Here is a 16,879-nt window from a genome sequence, read left to right as displayed (position 1 = left end):
GAGATTAATTTTCATCCTTAACTGATTTCGATCAGAAAAATAAACAGGTAGTCATTAATGTCTAAGCTAGTTTTAGTTTTAAACTGTGGTAGTTCTTCTCTTAAATTCGCTGTTGTTGATGCAGAAACAGGTGCAGAGCACCTAACTGGTCTTGCTGAGTGTCTAGGTCTTCCAGAAGCTCGTATGAAGTGGAAACTTGATGGCAAGCATGAAGCACAACTAGGCGCGGGCGCAGCTCACGTAGAAGCACTATCTTTCATGGTAGAAACTATTCTTGCTTCTAAGCCTGAGCTTAAAGCTAACCTTGGCGCTATCGGTCACCGTATCGTACACGGTGGCGAGCAGTTCACTTCTTCTGCACTTATCACTGATGAAGTTCTTAAGGGTATTCAAGACGCTGCGACTTTCGCACCTCTTCACAACCCTGCTCACCTTATCGGTATCGAAGCGGCTCAACAGAACTTCCCTGGTCTACAAAACGTTGCTGTTTTTGACACTGCGTTCCACCAAACAATGCCTTCTGAGTCTTACCTATACGCTCTACCGTACAACCTGTACAAAGAGCACGGCATCCGTCGTTACGGCATGCACGGTACTTCTCACCTATTCATCACTCGTGAAGTTGCAGGCCTACTAAACAAGCCAGTTGAAGAAGTTAACATCATCAACTGTCACCTAGGTAACGGCGCTTCTGTATGTGCAATCAAGAACGGTAAATCTGTAGACACTTCTATGGGTCTTACTCCTCTTGAAGGTCTTGTAATGGGTACTCGTTGTGGTGACCTAGACCCTGCAATCATCTTCCACCTACACGACGCACTTGGTTACTCTGTTGAAGAAATCAACAACATGCTAACTAAAGAGTCTGGTCTTGCTGGTCTAACTGAAGTGACTTCTGACTGTCGTTTCGTTGAAGACAACTACGGTGAGAAAGAAGAAGCAACTCGTGCAATGGACGTGTTCTGTCACCGTCTAGCTAAGTACGTAGCTGGTTACACTGCAACTCTAGAAGGTCGTCTAGACGCAATCACTTTCACTGGCGGCATCGGCGAGAACTCAGGCCCAATCCGTGAAATGGTTCTTAACCGCCTAGGCATCTTCGGTATCGAAGTTGACGGTGAAGCTAACCTTAAAGCTCGTTTCGGCGGCGAAGGTACTATCACTACAGCTAACAGCCGTATCCCTGCAATGGTTATCTCTACTAACGAAGAGCTAGTAATTGCTGAAGACACTGCGAAACTAGCAGGTCTTTAATTGATTTTCCTGACTAGCTTCATTCGAAGCTAGTCAGTTTTTCATATCAAGAAAATGGGGCTCAACTTCTATTCCTACCCCAATTTAAATATCGGTGGGAATAGCAGTTGAGCTTTTTTTATTTCCAATAGTCAAAGGTGTTCGTCAATGTCACGTACTATTATGCTTATCCCTACAAGCGCTGGTGTTGGTCTTACTAGTGTTAGCATGGGTGTTCTTCGCGCTATGGAGCGTAAGGGCGTAAGTGTTTCTTTCTACAAGCCAATCGCTCAGCCTCGCAGCGGTGGTAACCAACCAGATCTAACGTCTACTATCATCAGCGCAAACAGCGACATTAAGATTGGTGAGCCAATCGCAATGACTAAAGCTGAAGCTTTGATCGGTAGCGAAAAAATGGACGAGCTTCTTGAGTCTGTTGTTGAGCAATACAACAAGATCAACAAAGACGCAGAAGTTACGCTAATCGAAGGTCTAGTACCTACTCGTAAGCACCCATTTGCTAACCAAGTGAACGCGGAAATCGCAAAAACACTTGGCGCGGAGATCGTATTCGTTGCGACTCCTGGTACTGACAACCCTACGCAGCTTAAAGAGCGTATAGAAGTAGCATGTTCTAACTTCGGCGGTACTAAGAACAAAAACATCAAAGGCGTAATCATCAACAAGCTTAATGCTCCTGTTGATGAGGCTGGCCGTACTCGCCCTGACCTATCTGAAATCTTTGATGATGCAGACAGCGCTCAGCAAGCGAACCTTGAAGTAATGCAAATCTTCAACTCTAGCCCTATCCGTGTTCTTGGCTGCGTGCCATGGAGCATCGATCTAATCGCAACTCGTGCGGTTGATATGGCTAAGCACCTTAACGCTGAAATCGTTAACGAAGGTGAAATCTCAACTCGTCGTATTAAGAGCATCACTTTCTGTGCACGTTCTCTACCGCACATGATTGAGCACTTCAAACCAGGCTCACTGCTAGTAACTTCTGCAGACCGTCCTGACGTTATCGTTGCTGCGGCTCTTGCTGCGAAAAACGGTGTTGAGATTGGCGCAATCCTGCTTACTGGCGGTTACGACATTCCAGAAAGCATTGCTAACCTTTGTGCACCAGCATTCGCTTCAGGTCTACCGATCTTCAAGGCTCAAGGTAACACTTGGCAGACATCTCTAAACCTACAGAGCTTCAACCTAGAAGTTCCTGCAGACGATAAAGAGCGTATCGAGTTCGTTAACGATCACGTTGCAAGCCACATTGATGGCCCTTGGATTGATTCTCTATCTGAAGGTACTCAAGGCATCCGTCGTCTAAGCCCACCAGCATTCCGTTACCAGCTAACTGAATTTGCTCGTAAAGCGGCTAAGCGCATCGTTCTTCCTGAAGGTGATGAGCCACGTACAGTTAAAGCTGCGGCTATCTGTGCTGAGCGCGGTATCGCAACGTGTGTACTTCTAGGTAACCCTGAAGAAATCCGTCGCGTTGCAGCGCAGCAAGGTGTTGAGCTTGGCGCTGGCGTTGAGATCATCGATTCTGCATCAGTTCGCGAAAACTACGTAGCTCGTCTAGTAGAACTTCGTGGCGCTAAAGGTATGACTGAAGTTGTTGCTCGTGAGAAGCTAGAAGATTCAGTATTCCTAGGTACTATGATGCTTGAAGCTGGCGAAGTTGACGGCCTAGTTTCTGGTGCTGTTCACACAACGGCGAACACTATCGTTCCTCCGTTCCAGATCATCAAGACTGCTCCTGATGCTTCTATCGTATCTTCAATCTTCTTCATGCTTCTGCCTGATCAAGTTCTTGTATACGGTGACTGTGCGATCAACCCAGATCCAACAGCTGAACAGCTTGCTGAAATCGCTATCCAATCTGCAGATTCTGCTGCGGCATTCGGTATCGACCCACGCGTTGCTATGATCTCTTACTCTACTGGTGAATCTGGTAAGGGTGCAGACGTAGATAAAGTACGTGAAGCAACGAAACTTGCTCAAGAGAAGCGTCCTGATCTAGTGATCGACGGTCCTCTACAGTACGATGCAGCAATCATGGAAAACGTAGCCGCTTCTAAAGCGCCTAACTCTCCAGTTGCAGGTAAAGCGACAGTATTCGTATTCCCAGACTTAAACACGGGTAACACGACTTACAAAGCTGTACAGCGTTCAGCAGATCTAGTATCTATCGGTCCAATGCTTCAAGGTATGCGCAAGCCAGTAAATGACTTGTCTCGTGGCGCTCTAGTAGACGACATCGTTTACACAGTAGCTCTAACGGCTATCCAAGCAGACCAAGCTGCACAAGCTGAAGAAAAAGTAGTTAACTAATTTTCTTTTTCAGAAAGCAAAAACCCTAGATGTTTATCTAGGGTTTTTTTACGCCTGAAGAAAAGCGGATTAATTAATGATTCTAACCACGTCCGTGAGGCGAATCTAAATCCAGATCAGGCCCTTTAGGCACCACTTGAGTCGGGTTGATACCAGTGTGGCTGTAATAGTAGTGGCGCTTGATGTGGTAGAAATCCGTAGTCTCTTTAATACCCTCTATTTGATAGAGCTCTTTTAGATAACCTTGGATATGTTTGTAATCCGCAATTCGTTGCTTGTTACACTTGAAGTGACCCACATAAACCGCATCAAATCGAACCAGAGTGGTAAACAAGCGCCAATCCGCTTCTGTAATCTCGTTACCCGCCAAATAGCGATGTTCGCTAAGGTGCGCATCTACTTTGTCTAAGGCTTCAAACAAGGCGTCATACGCTTCTTCGTAGGCTTCTTGTGTTGTCGCAAAGCCGGTTCGGTATACGCCGTTGTTGATGTTTGGGTAGATATAATCATTCCACTCATCAATCTTCTTGGACAACTCCCACGGGTAGTAATCATCGGTGTTACCCGTTAGCTCGTTAAACTCTGAGTTAAACATGCGAATGATTTCAGACGACTCGTTACTCACAATGGTGTTGGTTTTCTTATCCCATAAAACAGGAACCGTGACTCGACCTGAATAGTCCGGTTTGCCTTGGGTGTAGATTTGGTGCATGCGGGTATGGCCAAATAGAGGTTCAGGTAACCCCATTTGCCAACCTTCACTCATCATGTCTGGGCAAACAACCGTCACGTCAATGTGATCGGTTAGGTCTTTCAGCTCGCGGAAGATAAGGGTTCGGTGCGCCCAAGGGCAAGCTAACGATACGTATAAGTGATAACGGCCGCTTTCCGGCTCAAACTGCGCGCCCGGTTTGTTCTCTACCCAATGACGAAAGCCCGCATCTTCACGAACAAACTTACCACCGCTTTCTTTCGTGTCGTACCACACATCATGCCAAACACCTTCAACTAATTTGCCCATATCCAAACCTCTGTGATGCTAACTTTTCTCTAGTATAAAAAAAGCCAACTTTTTCAAAACTAGAAGAAGTTGGCTTAGTTGTTCGAATTATTTGATGAAGTTGTTGAGCAAAATATAGGAACTAGGTCTGCAGTACAAAAAAAGCGCGACTCTAAAAACTAGTCGCGCTTAAGCCTGTCACAGGCTGAACCGTTTTAAATTGGCCCTAGACTTGTACGTGCAAGCAAGATACTGCGTGCACATCATCGCCTTGAATCGTTGGCTTAGTTTGCGCACACGCTTCTGTCGCTTGTGGACAACGAGTACGGAAAACACATCCTGATGGTGGGTTGATTGGCGATGGTAGGTCACCTTCCAGCATCTGGATAGTTTTACTACGCTCTAAGCGAGGATCTGGAATAGGAACCGCAGACATCAACGCCTTGGTGTACGGGTGCTTTGGATCAGAGAATAGTGCATCTGACTCACCCAGCTCAACCGCATTACCTAGGTACATTACCAATACACGGTCTGAGATGTGCTTAACCACTGACAAATCGTGCGCGATAAATACCAGCGAAAGACCTAGCTCTTTTTGCAGTTCTTTCAAAAGGTTAACAACTTGAGCTTGGATAGATACGTCAAGTGCCGAAACAGGTTCGTCACAAATGATCATCTTAGGTTTCAAGATAAGTGCACGTGCAATACCAATACGCTGACACTGACCACCAGAGAATTCATGTGGGTAACGGTTGATTACGTTTGGTAGTAGACCAACCTTTGCCATCATCTCTTTAACTCTGTCCTTCACTTCTTGTTTAGAAAGTTCAGGGAAGAAAGTCTCTAGAGGCTCAGCAATGATATCGCCTACTGACATACGTGGGTTAAGCGACGCTAGCGGGTCTTGGAAGATCATCTGAATCTCTTTACGAGTCTCACGACGCTTCACTTCCTGCATCTTAGTTAGGTCTTGACCTAACCACATCACTTGACCTTCAGTCGCTTCAACCAAGCCGATAATCGCACGGGCAAAAGTTGATTTACCACAACCAGACTCACCCACTACGCCTAGTGTTTCGCCTTCGTAAAGGTGAACATCAACCCCATCAACCGCTTTAAGGTTTGATGGTTTTGCCCAAGGCCAAGCAGACTTAGCTGCAATGCTAAAGTGAACTTTCAGGTCTTTAATATCTAATAGTAATTCTTTACTCATTTTGTCCAAGTCTCCCAGTCTGAAAAACAAGCACGCTGACGGTCTTTAGCAAATGGCTGCAAAATCGGTGCTTCTTGCTTACAACGGTCCATTACACGGTGACAACGGTCTTGGTAAGGACAACCTGTTGGTAGGCGAAGTAAGTTAGGTGGGTTACCTGGAATCGTCGGTAGAATTTCACCTTCGGTATCCAAACGAGGAATCGCTTTAAGCAGGCCTTCCGCGTATGGGTGGCTTGGCTCGTAGAAGATTTCATCAACCGTGCCGTACTCCATTGTACGACCCGCGTACATCACAAGTACTTTGTCACAAGAACCAGCAACAACACCCAAGTCATGGGTGATCATAATGATTGCTGTATTGAACTCATCTTTTAGTTCGTTCAGCAATTCCATGATTTGCGCTTGAATGGTTACATCCAGTGCCGTTGTTGGTTCATCAGCGATAAGCAATTTAGGACGACACAGCAGTGCCATTGCGATCATCACACGCTGACGCATACCGCCCGAAAACTCGTGCGGGTACATAGTGATACGCTTGCGTGCTTCAGGGATTTTCACCGCTTCAAGCATGCGTACTGATTCTTCAAACGCTTCTGCTTTACCCATGCCTTTATGCAGCATAAGTACTTCCATCAGCTGATCACTTACTTTCATGTAAGGGTTCAGTGAGGTCATTGGATCTTGGAAGATCATCGCGATCTGTTCAGCACGAACCTTGTTCAGTGCTTTTTCAGGCAGGTTGAGGATTTCATTGCCTTCAAACTTTGCACTGCCTGAGATGATGCCGTTCTTAGCCAGCAGCCCCATCAGTGCAAATACCGTTTGTGATTTACCTGAACCCGACTCACCAACAATACCCAGCGTTTCGCCTTGGTTAAGTGAGAAGTTCAAGTCGTTTACTGCGGTTACGATACCATCTTGTGTGGTAAATTCGACGCGCAGATCTTTGACATCTAATAAGCTCATTATTGCTTCCTTAATCTTTTATAGCTTTTAATTGCTATTTCGTTATCTGTCTTTTGGATCAAGCGCGTCGCGCAGACCATCACCTACGTAGTTAAAGCAGAACAGCGTAACTACCATGAATGCCGCAGGGAATGTCAATTGCCAGATTGCAACTTCCATTGTTTGCGAACCTTCTTGAAGCAATGCGCCCCAGCTTGTCATAGGCTCTTGAACACCAAGACCAAGGAAAGATAAGAATGATTCTGTAAGGATCATGCTTGGAATAAGCAACGTAGAGTAAACCGCTACGATACCCAGTACGTTCGGTACGATGTGACGTGTAATGATCTTCCATTTGCTTACACCACATACGTGTGCAGCTTCAATGAACTCTTTACTACGTAGGCTCAACGTTTGACCACGTACAATACGCGCCATATCTAGCCAAGCAATCGCACCAATAGCAACGAAGATTAGGACGATGTTACGACCAAAGAACGTTACCAGTACGATTACTAGGAACATGAATGGCACTGCGTACAAGATCTCTAGGATACGCATCATCACTCGGTCAGTACGACCGCCGATGAAGCCTGAAGCTGCACCGTAAAGCGTACCAATCAGTACCGCTACGAAGGCACCCATCACACCAACCATCAATGAGATGCGGCCACCGACAAGAGTACGAACGTACAAATCACGACCTAAGCTATCGGTACCAAACCAGTGATCCGCATTCGGACCAACGTGCATTGCGTACCAGTCAGTATCATCATAAGTGTACTGAGCCAGCATTGGTAAGAAGATAACTGCCAGTACCATAAGCGTAAGAATGAACAGACTCACCATCGCAGCTTTGTTTCGCATGAAACGAATGCGCGCGTCCTGCCACAAACTACGACCTTCAATCTCTAAGCTCTCAGAGAACTTTTCGATCGCTTCTAAATTTTCTTTTTTCTTCAACATAACCATGCGTCCCTGTTAGTAGCGAATTTTCGGGTCAATAAGCGCTAGCAAAATATCAACGATTGCGTTGAACAAGATGAATAGGAAACCAATCAAGATGGTTACACCCATTACTAGCGAGTAGTCACGGTTAAACGCGGCGTTAACAAACAGCTTACCGATACCTGGTAGGCCGAAGATGGTTTCAACAACAACTGAACCTGTGATGATACCTACGAACGCAGGTCCCATGTAAGAAACAACAGGTAGCATTGCTGGCTTAAGTGCATGTTTTAGAATGATATAACGGTAGCTTAGACCTTTTGCACGCGCAGTTCGGATAAAGTTACTGTTTAGCGTTTCAATCATGCTACCGCGAGTAATACGAGCAAAGGTTGCTACGTAAAGAAGAGACATCGCGATAACAGGCAGCACGATGTACATGAATGTACCGCCATGCCAACCACCTGCTGGGAATATGTTCCAGTGCAGGGAGAAAAGGTAAATAAGCGCCGGTGCCAACACGAAAGATGGCATTACCACCCCGAGCATGGCGGTCGACATTATGGTGTAGTCGACCCAGGTGTTGTGCTTCAAGGCAGCAATCGTCCCGACAGTGACCCCCATCAATAGTGTGAAGATAAAGGCAACGAAACCTACCTTCGCAGATACTGGAAGTGCAACCGCGATCAGCTCATTTACTGTGTAATCTTGGTACTTAAACGAGGGGCCGAAGTCACCTTGTAAGATATTTGTCAAATACGTGGTGTATTGTTCAAATACTGGTTTATCTAAGCCGTATTTAGCTTCGATGTTAGCCATAACTTCTGGCGGTAATGGACGTTCGCTTGAAAACGGGTTACCCGGTGCGAAACGCATGAGAAAGAAAGATATAGTGATCAACACCAACATGGTTGGAATCGCTTCAAATATCCGTTTCATAATGAATTTAAGCATAAACTCACTCTTTCAGTCTGTGACAATTAAAATTAGAAAGACGCTACATGCGCGCCCTGCGCATGTAGTGCCTGTATCGTTATAGTTATATTAACTTTTTAGAATCGAAGCTTATTATTGAGCTTTGATGTATAGGTCTTTCGAGAAGATCTTGTCTTCCGCGTTGTTGATTGGGAAACCACCAACATGCGGGTTAAGTAGACGAGATTTAACGTATTGGTAGATAGGAGCGATTGGCATGTCGTTTGCCATTAGCGCCTCAGCTTCTAGGTAAAGTGCTTTACGCTCTTCTTCTGAAGTTGAGTTAAGTGCTTTATCGATGATCTGGTCGTAAGCCGCGCTGTCGTAGTGAACACCACCGGTAGTGTTGTTACTCTTCATTAGCGTTAGGAACGAAGACGCTTCATTGTAGTCACCACACCAACCAGCACGTGCTACTTCGAAGTCACCAGAATCTTTAGAAGATAGGTACGTTTTCCACTCTTGGTTCTCAAGTGTTACAGAAAGACCCAGTGTTTTCTTCCACATAGAACCTAGCGCTACAGCAATCTTCTTGTGGTTCTCTGAAGTGTTGTAAAGCAGGTTGAATTTAAGTGGGTTGTCTTTACCGTAACCCGCTTCTTCAAGAAGACGTTCCGCTTCTGCGTTACGCTCTTTCTGAGACATCTTGCCGTAAGCAGGTAGCTCAGGATCGAAGCCAGCTGTGATTTCAGGCGTTAGGAAATACGCAGGTTTTTGACCTTGCGCTAGGATAGCACCTGTTACGATATCACGGTCGATCGCGTAAGAGATTGCTTGACGAACACGAACATCATCAAATGGTGCTTTCTTCGTATTGAAGATGTAGTAGTAAGTACATAGGTTACCCGCTACAGATACATCTTCTGCGTACTCTTTTTGAAGACGCTTGAAGTGCTCAGTTGGAAGTTCGTTTGTGAAATCGATTTCACCAGATAGGAAACGGTTCATTTCCGCTACTTGGTTTTCGATTGGTAGGAACGTTACTTTGTTAAGAACTGTTTTATCGTTGTCCCAGTACTGTTCGTTACGCTTGAGTACTAGACGCTCGTTAACAACCCATTTATCAACAGAGAATGCACCGTTGCCAACAAAGTGCTCTGGCTTAGTCCACTGGTCACCGTATTTTTCAACAGTTGCCTGGTGTACTGGCTTCATTGTTGTGTGGCCCATCATCATTACGAAGTATGGTACCGCTGTTTCTAATTCAACAACTAGAGTGTTTGCATCCACTGCTTTAACGCCTAGTTCACTCTTGTCTCTCTTACCCGCTACGATATCTTTCGCATTCGCCATCTTGGTGTATTCCATGTACCAAGCGTATGGAGAAGCCGTTGCAGGATCAACTGCACGTTGCCAGCTGTATACAAAATCTTGAGCTGTTACAGGATCGCCGTTAGACCATTTTGCGTCTTTGCGTAGGTGGAAAGTGAATGTTTTGTTGTCTGTCGTTTCCCAGCTTTCCGCAACACCAGGGATAGTGTTGCCGTCGCCGTCTTGGTTCACTAGACCTTCTAGAAGATCACGAATTACGTGAGATTCTGGTACACCTTGAGATTTGTGTGGGTCGATAGTTGCAACTTCAGTACCGTTACCGCGAACCAGTTCCTGAACTTTTGCCAGTTCTGTGCCTGCTGGAACTTCAGCAGCGATAGAAAGAGTAGAAGAGGCAGCCACTGCCAAACCAGCACCTAGAAGAAGGGCCTGAGTGATTTTATTCTTGTACATTTAATAAACTCCAAGTTTTATGTATTGCATCCATGACTTCTTTGCTTGGTTCACTGAACGGCAGTGATTTAGATTTATTTAGCTCAAAATTTAAGCATAAAAATCTAAAACCTTACAAAGATTGAGGCACACACTATCAACCATTGAAGTAATTTGCCACAAACAAGTCGCAAAAAATCGGATAATTCTCCGAAATACTTAAGGTATCAGTGTAAATATCTAAAAAACCCCAAATCAGTAGTGACTTGCGTAGAGGGATTAATTAAAAAACAGCCTTTAGTGTTGATGTATCTGTGTTGATACTTTTTTTTAGCATCTTATGCTAGAACACTGAGCGCAAATTAACATTAATGCCACATGAAATCTAATTGCACATCACATATCACCTAAACCGTCTACACTATTTGTGAGGATAATCACTTTATACAAGACAGCATAATGCTCTGCACCAAACCGGGTTATCCAATGCACCAATTAAGACAAAATTACGCGCTGAATTTATATGCAACCACAATGAATTATCATTTATCAAATCAATGATTATCTATAAATAGATTTATAGCAGGTACAAAAAAACCGACCTAAGTGGTCGGTTTTTGACTGTCTCATATACAAATGAGTAAATGCTGAAGCAACATCACTTTAAGAGAAATTACTTCTCCCAGCGTTCCGCTGCTTTCGTGTCTGAATCACGAGAATCAACCCAACGCGTCGTTTCGGTCGTGCGTTCCTTTTTCCAAAAGGGAGCCTTGGTTTTCAGGAAGTCCATAACGAATTCACAGGCTTCAAAGGCCGCACCGCGGTGTGCACTGGATACACCAACGTAAACAATCTGGTCACCGATATCTAGGTCACCAACACGATGGATAACTCGCATCTTTTGGATTGGCCAGCGTGCCTCAGCTTGATCACAGATCTCGCTCAGTGATTTTTCTGTCATACCCGGATAGTGCTCCAGAGACAAACCAATCACATTGTCGCCAAGGTTCATGTCGCGAACTTTACCAACGAACGTCACAATCGCTCCGGCAGCTGTACCTTGAGCCAAGTAGTCGTATTCGTCGCCTACCGAGAAGTCCTCAGCTGTCACTAATACTCTTGGATCCATGCTTAGCCTCCAGTCACTGGTGGGAAGAAAGCCACTTCGTCGCCGTCTTTCACTTCAGCTGTCAGAGGTACGATTGATTGGTTAAGTGCAGCCAGAAGCTTCCCCTCTTCCAATGCGATATCCCATTTGCCTTCTTGTGTCACAAGATGACTACGAATCGCTTCAATCGTCTTAAATTGTGCATCAACTTCAACGCTGTCCACACCAACAAGTTCACGAGTTTGAGCAAAGAAAAGTACTGTAATCATGACTCCACCTTAAAGTGACCAGATTTACCACCTGTCTTCTCTAGCAGGCGCACGTTTTCGATAACAATGTCTTTCTGAACAGCTTTACACATATCGTAAATCGTTAACGCAGCCACAGAAGCAGCCGTTAGCGCTTCCATCTCTACGCCCGTCTTACCCGCAAGCTTACAAACAGATTCGATGCGAACCTTGTTTTCAGACTCGATAGCTTCAAGCTGCACTTCTACTTTAGTTAATAGCAGAGGGTGACACAGGGGAATCAGATCCCACGTCTTCTTCGCCGCTTGAATACCCGCAATACGTGCCGTTGCGAAAACATCACCTTTATGGTGGCTACCAGAGACAATCAGCTCTAGCGTTTCTGCCGACATTTGAACGAAGGCTTCCGCTCTCGCTTCACGTACTGTTTCCGCTTTAGCCGATACATCGACCATGTTTGCTTCGCCAGACGCGTTAATGTGTGTAAATTGGCTCATACTCAAACCGCCTTATACAGAAAGGTGTGGCATGAAGTTACAAGGACGGTGGCTAGCATCCATCTGTTGCTTGATGATCTTAGTCCAACCGGTGCGGCAAGCGCCTGTAGAACCTGGCATCGCAAAGATAACCGTGTGGTTAGCAAAACCCGCAATCGCACGAGATTGAATTGTCGAAGTACCGATCTCTTCGTAAGATACTTGACGGAATAGCTCACCAAAGCCTTCTACTTCTTTGTCGAACAGTGGCTTAAGCGCTTCAGGCGTGCTGTCACGAGAAGTGAAACCAGTACCACCCGTGATCATGATAGCTTGTACGCTTTCATCAGCGATCCATTTAGATACGATCGCACGGATCTTGTACATGTCATCAATAACGATTTGCTTATCAACCACGTTGTGACCCGCTTCTTTAGCATGCTCTGCTAGGTAACCGCCTGAAGTGTCGTTTTCTTCTGTACGAGTATCTGAAACCGTTAGTACTGCGATGTTTGCTGCTTGGAATTTGCTTTCTGCGTGACCCATTTGTTCACCTATATAAATTTTTCATTAGACTGATTCGCCCAGCCTGAAGAAGCTGAGTGATAAAATGCTTTAGAGTGTGTAGCGGGTTAACCGCCGATTGACGCCAAGTTTGGAGTCATGCCGCTGTTGCCATCGTGTAAGAAGTGGCTAACGGACTTGGTTTGAAGCTGAGCCTGAATTCGATCAATGAGTTCTTGCTCTTGTTGATCTTCTTGAATCAGATCTCTCAGTTCAACACCATGGTCGCCAAACAGACATAAGTGAAGTTTACCGGTCGCAGAAACGCGCAGTCGGTTACAACTCTCACAAAAGTCTTTCTCGTAAGGCATGATCAAACCGATTTCACCCTTGTAGTCTGGGTGGACAAACACTTGCGCCGGGCCATCGTTAACGGCTTTGACTTTTAACAGCCAACCATTAGCAATAAGCTGGTTGCGAATCGCAACGCCAGACACATGATGTTTATCGAACAACTCGTCCATCTCGCCGGTTTTCATCAGCTCGATAAAACGTAATTGAATAGGTTTGTCTTTGATCCAATTAAGGAAGGCTGGTAATTCCTGACTATTGAGGTCTTTCATTAATACGACGTTGACTTTGACTTGTTCAAAGCCAACCTCAAACGCTTTATCAATGCCTCGCATAACCTCAGTAAACTTATTCTCACCAGTGATCTGATGGAACATGCGCGAATCTAAACTATCCACGCTCACGTTTATATGGGTTAAACCAGCATCACGCCATTGCCCTACTTGTTTCTCCATGCGGTAGCCATTCGTTGTGGTGGCTACTTTTTCGATGCCTGGAGTAGAAGCAACGGTATGTATGATTTCAGGAAAGTCTTTACGCAGACTCGGCTCTCCGCCTGTAATGCGGATCTTTGAGGTACCACAATCTGCAAACGCTTTAACAACGCGTTTGATCTCGGGAACACTTAAAAAAGACGAGTTTTTTTGCCCTGACGGTTTGTAACCATCTGGCAAGCAGTAAGTACATTTAAAGTTACAGACGTCTGTAACCGACAAGCGCAAGTAATAAAACTTGCGATGGAATCTATCTTCGAATTGTTGCGCCACGGAACACCTTTCCAAACACGGGAGGCATAATCATTTCCAATTAAGCCCTTGTGACAACATGTCACTGGCTCTTGATGCGTATCGGTACAGCAAATACCACTGTGCGACTTAGCATGCGAGAGCTCGGAGTTATGGCAACTGAGCGTTATATTCACACGCGCAGTAGCTGAGTAATAAAATACTTAATATTTGTACGTGAATCTAGCTCTGATGGTAAAAAACGGGTCACATCGGCAAAAAAAACGTATCAAACGCTCAAAATAACTCTTGTTGAGTATATAGCGAGAAGCATTTAACCTAAATTATAGTTGGTAATAACCTAACAAGAACAATAAATGAATATTTACTCTTCAAAGAAAGTCGTAGCAATCGGCGGTGGCCATGGCTTAGGTCGCATGTTAGCTGCATTAAAAGACTTTGGTAACAACGCAACTGGCATTGTTGCAACGACAGATAATGGTGGTTCCACCGGACGAATTCGAGACTGCCAAGGTGGTATCGCTTGGGGAGATACTCGTAACTGTATCAACCAATTAATCACAGAACCTTCAATCAGTTCGATGATGTTCGAATACCGCTTTCGCGGCCAAGGTGAACTCGATGGTCACAACTTAGGTAACCTAATGCTAACGGCGTTAGACAACCTTTCCGTTCGCCCATTGGAAGCAATTAACCTAATTCGAAATATGCTCAAAGTCGATGTCAATATCGTCCCAATGACCGAGCACCCTTCTGATCTAACGGCTTTATCAATGGACGGTCGTTGGGTAACTGGCGAAACCAACGTTGATGACATGACAGAAAAGCTGCGCATGATGGACTTATCTCCAGAAGTACCGGCAACCAAAGAAGCTGTTGCTGCAGTTGAGCAAGCAGACTGCATTGTCCTTGGACCAGGAAGCTTTTTAACCAGTGTGATGCCCCCGCTGCTACTGCCAGAAATTGGCAAAGCAATCGCGGAAAATACCAAGGCAAAAGTTATCTTTGTTGAAAACCTTTCGCCAGAACACGGCCCTGCAGGAAAAATGACGCTTCAAGAACAATTGGAGTGGTGTGAACGTACCTGTAAGGCAAGAAAGATAGACATTGTACTGGGCAATGAACCACACCCTGAATTAGAAGGGCAATGGAATTGTGTGACCACTGATCTTGCCTCTCCTAACCGAGATTGGCGACACGACCGTTTAAAACTCCAACAAGCGATTAGGGGTCAACTGGCTTAATGCTTGTCGCTTAGGCTATACGACAGAGACCAGTAAAAACAAAAAAGGAGCATCATGCTCCTTTTTTAATAACTAGCCGCTTTAGAGATCCGTCATCAACTGCTGATATTCAGTGTACGTTGATAACAGGAGCTCTTGCATATCTTGGAAATCAATCTCGGTTACAGGCAATGCTTGCTTCACTTTTGCGTCTAAGCTAATCGCAAAACTACACAAAGAATCCGCACCAAAACTTGCTGCGCTGCTCTTAAGTGCATGGCTTATATCAGCCAAGTACTTAGACGTATCCGACGCTTTATTTATCTCTAGATGTTCGTAGTAGCCTTTCAACTCACCTAAGAAGATTTCCAGTAAAACCGGGACATTCTCTTGGCCTATTTCGCCGGCAAGCTCATCAACTTTTTGCTGATTTAATACTTTCGTCATTATTATTTTCTTATTGTTTGTTGATTACTGCTTCGCATTCCACGTTTGCAACTTACGGTATATCGTCGATGGACTGACATCTAAGAAACCTGCCGCACGAGGGATGTTGCCATCACACGCTTTAATGGCCTGCTCGATAGCCGTTTTCTCAGTGATCCACAATGGGAAAATATCTTTTACCGTGATGTCTTCATTCTGCTTCTCTTTCAATCGCAGACTGTTTTCAATCGGTTGGTTCAACGGTGGTGGAAGCATGTTGAGAGTAATCTCTTTGCCGTTATTCAAAACCACCACGTTCCGCAACACGTTTTGTAGCTGACGAACGTTACCCGGCCACTCATATTGATTAAAGCGATCAAGTACTTCCTGAGCAAAACGTACAAACGCCTTCCCCTCCTCGACCGACATATAGCCTAGCAGAGAATACGCGATCTCGATGACATCTTCACCACGCTCACGCAATGGCGGCAAGTGCAATGGAATCACGTATAAACGATAGTATAAATCTTCTCTAAAGCGACCTTCTTGTACTTCTTTCCAAGGGTCACGGTTGGTCGCACACACAAAACGAACGTCGACACTCTTCATCTTCGAAGAGCCGACTTTTTGGAAAGTACCGGTTTGGATAAAGCGCAGCAGCTTGGTTTGCAGCTCTAAGTCCATTTCGCACAGTTCATCAAGGAACAGTGTTCCACCATCAGCAAGCTCAGCAGCACCTTGGCGATCGGTCGCAGCACCGGTAAAGGCACCTTTAACGTGGCCAAACAGCTCACTTTCAATCAGGTCTTTAGGGATAGCGGCACAGTTAATCGCGATGAACGGCTTATCGCCACGCTTACTCGCCGCATGAATGGCTTCTGCACATACCTCTTTACCGGTACCACTTTCACCAGTAATGAAAATGCTCGCCTTACTCGATGCAGCAGAATCGATAGTTCGGTAAACCTGCTGCATGGTTTGGCTGCTGCCGATAAAACCTTGGTAGTTCTGGTTTCCCGGGTGTTCCGAGCTATTTTTAAGTTTGGTGGCTTTGCGGATCGCATTATTCACCGTAATACGGAGTCGGTCGGCTTCACACGGTTTGATAAGGAAATCTTGAGAGCCATGACGCATCGCTTCTACAGCGGTATCGATAGAGCCGTGAGCCGTCATGAAGATAACTGGAACTTCAGGGTATTTTTGTTTTACAGCAAATAGTACGTCCATACCCGTCATATCAGGCAGACGTAGATCTAATAAAATAAGGTCTGGGATTCGATGATTCAAACTCTCGATTGCATCGCGGCCAGTGCCGACAATGTTGATATCAATTTCGAGCGGTGTAAGATACGAGCGATATAAAGCTGCTACCGAAGCGGTATCCTCTACCATCAACAAATACTTCGATTTGTTATCTAGCGTTTTTGATTGCATATCCTAGCC

Annotated in this window: 16 protein-coding genes and 1 riboswitch; of the genes, 3 read left to right on the top strand and 13 right to left on the bottom strand. The window is 45.2% G+C overall.

Features of this window, described 5'->3' with window-relative positions:
* Window positions 1-57: 57 nt before the first annotated feature.
* On the top strand, window positions 58-1,254 hold the full coding sequence (locus AB4512_RS07175) for an acetate kinase (protein WP_017062169.1): 1,197 nt from the start codon (window positions 58-60) through the stop codon (window positions 1,252-1,254).
* Window positions 1,255-1,401: 147 nt separating this feature from the next.
* Window positions 1,402-3,567, top strand: a complete 2,166-nt coding sequence (pta, locus tag AB4512_RS07170) for a phosphate acetyltransferase (RefSeq protein ID WP_017062170.1) — start codon at window positions 1,402-1,404, stop codon at window positions 3,565-3,567.
* Window positions 3,568-3,649: 82 nt separating this feature from the next.
* On the opposite strand, the gene AB4512_RS07165 is transcribed toward pta, so the two are convergent.
* From AB4512_RS07165 to moaA, 11 genes are all read right to left on the bottom strand, one after another.
* The gene (locus AB4512_RS07165; protein ID WP_017069190.1) at window positions 3,650-4,588 is read right to left on the bottom strand and encodes a glutathione S-transferase family protein; all 939 of its coding nucleotides are present in this window, start codon (window positions 4,586-4,588) and stop codon (window positions 3,650-3,652) included.
* A 205-nt stretch (window positions 4,589-4,793) separates the two neighbouring features.
* Window positions 4,794-5,780, bottom strand: a complete 987-nt coding sequence (gene oppF / locus AB4512_RS07160) for a murein tripeptide/oligopeptide ABC transporter ATP binding protein OppF (protein ID WP_017062172.1) — start codon at window positions 5,778-5,780, stop codon at window positions 4,794-4,796.
* The gene (locus AB4512_RS07155; RefSeq protein WP_012603544.1) at window positions 5,777-6,748 is read right to left on the bottom strand and encodes an ABC transporter ATP-binding protein; all 972 of its coding nucleotides are present in this window, start codon (window positions 6,746-6,748) and stop codon (window positions 5,777-5,779) included. The genes oppF and AB4512_RS07155 overlap by 4 nt, the downstream gene beginning before the upstream one ends.
* 42 nt (window positions 6,749-6,790) lie before the next feature.
* Window positions 6,791-7,693 carry an oligopeptide ABC transporter permease OppC gene (gene oppC / locus AB4512_RS07150; protein WP_017062173.1) on the bottom strand — a complete coding sequence of 301 codons (903 nt, stop codon included), beginning with the start codon at window positions 7,691-7,693 and terminating at the stop codon, window positions 6,791-6,793.
* A gap of 15 nt (window positions 7,694-7,708) precedes the next feature.
* Window positions 7,709-8,629 (bottom strand): oligopeptide ABC transporter permease OppB, encoded by a 921-nt coding sequence (gene oppB, locus AB4512_RS07145; protein WP_017062174.1) that lies wholly within the window; start codon window positions 8,627-8,629, stop codon window positions 7,709-7,711.
* A gap of 114 nt (window positions 8,630-8,743) precedes the next feature.
* Window positions 8,744-10,375: an ABC transporter substrate-binding protein gene (locus AB4512_RS07140; protein ID WP_372174686.1), complete on the bottom strand. Its 1,632-nt coding sequence runs from the start codon at window positions 10,373-10,375 to the stop codon at window positions 8,744-8,746.
* Window positions 10,376-11,027: 652 nt separating this feature from the next.
* On the bottom strand, window positions 11,028-11,483 hold the full coding sequence (gene moaE / locus AB4512_RS07135; protein ID WP_017062176.1) for a molybdopterin synthase catalytic subunit MoaE: 456 nt from the start codon (window positions 11,481-11,483) through the stop codon (window positions 11,028-11,030).
* Window positions 11,484-11,485: 2 nt separating this feature from the next.
* Complete coding sequence (gene moaD, locus AB4512_RS07130; protein WP_017063465.1) at window positions 11,486-11,731, bottom strand: molybdopterin synthase sulfur carrier subunit; 246 nt, start codon at window positions 11,729-11,731, stop codon at window positions 11,486-11,488.
* A complete protein-coding gene (moaC, locus tag AB4512_RS07125) occupies window positions 11,728-12,207 on the bottom strand; it encodes a cyclic pyranopterin monophosphate synthase MoaC (protein ID WP_004734026.1) in 480 nt (159 codons plus the stop codon). Before moaC ends, moaD begins: the two co-directional genes overlap by 4 nt.
* A 12-nt stretch (window positions 12,208-12,219) precedes the next feature.
* Complete coding sequence (gene moaB, locus AB4512_RS07120) at window positions 12,220-12,732, bottom strand: molybdenum cofactor biosynthesis protein B (RefSeq protein WP_004734027.1); 513 nt, start codon at window positions 12,730-12,732, stop codon at window positions 12,220-12,222.
* 86 nt (window positions 12,733-12,818) lie between these two features.
* The gene (moaA, locus tag AB4512_RS07115) at window positions 12,819-13,808 is read right to left on the bottom strand and encodes a GTP 3',8-cyclase MoaA (protein WP_009848642.1); all 990 of its coding nucleotides are present in this window, start codon (window positions 13,806-13,808) and stop codon (window positions 12,819-12,821) included.
* Window positions 13,797-13,949: riboswitch (molybdenum cofactor riboswitch) on the bottom strand. (Overlaps the previous gene by 12 nt.)
* A gap of 194 nt (window positions 13,950-14,143) precedes the next feature.
* Between moaA and AB4512_RS07110 the strand changes: the two genes are divergently transcribed.
* Window positions 14,144-15,031: a YvcK family protein gene (locus AB4512_RS07110; RefSeq protein ID WP_017079312.1), complete on the top strand. Its 888-nt coding sequence runs from the start codon at window positions 14,144-14,146 to the stop codon at window positions 15,029-15,031.
* Between the two features lie 81 nt (window positions 15,032-15,112).
* On the opposite strand, the gene luxU is transcribed toward AB4512_RS07110, so the two are convergent.
* Together luxU and luxO are read right to left on the bottom strand one after the other, a co-directional pair.
* A complete protein-coding gene (luxU, locus tag AB4512_RS07105) occupies window positions 15,113-15,457 on the bottom strand; it encodes a quorum-sensing phosphorelay protein LuxU (RefSeq protein WP_017063462.1) in 345 nt (114 codons plus the stop codon).
* Window positions 15,458-15,481: 24 nt separating this feature from the next.
* Complete coding sequence (luxO, locus tag AB4512_RS07100; RefSeq protein WP_004734031.1) at window positions 15,482-16,870, bottom strand: quorum-sensing sigma-54 dependent transcriptional regulator LuxO; 1,389 nt, start codon at window positions 16,868-16,870, stop codon at window positions 15,482-15,484.
* Between the last annotated feature and the right edge of the window lie 9 nt (window positions 16,871-16,879).

It is taken from the genome of Vibrio sp. 10N.222.52.B7 (genome assembly GCF_041474275.1).
Classification (GTDB): domain Bacteria; phylum Pseudomonadota; class Gammaproteobacteria; order Enterobacterales; family Vibrionaceae; genus Vibrio; species Vibrio crassostreae_C.
Note: the sequence above shows the minus strand (reverse complement) of the source record. Positions and strands in the feature narration are given on the sequence as shown.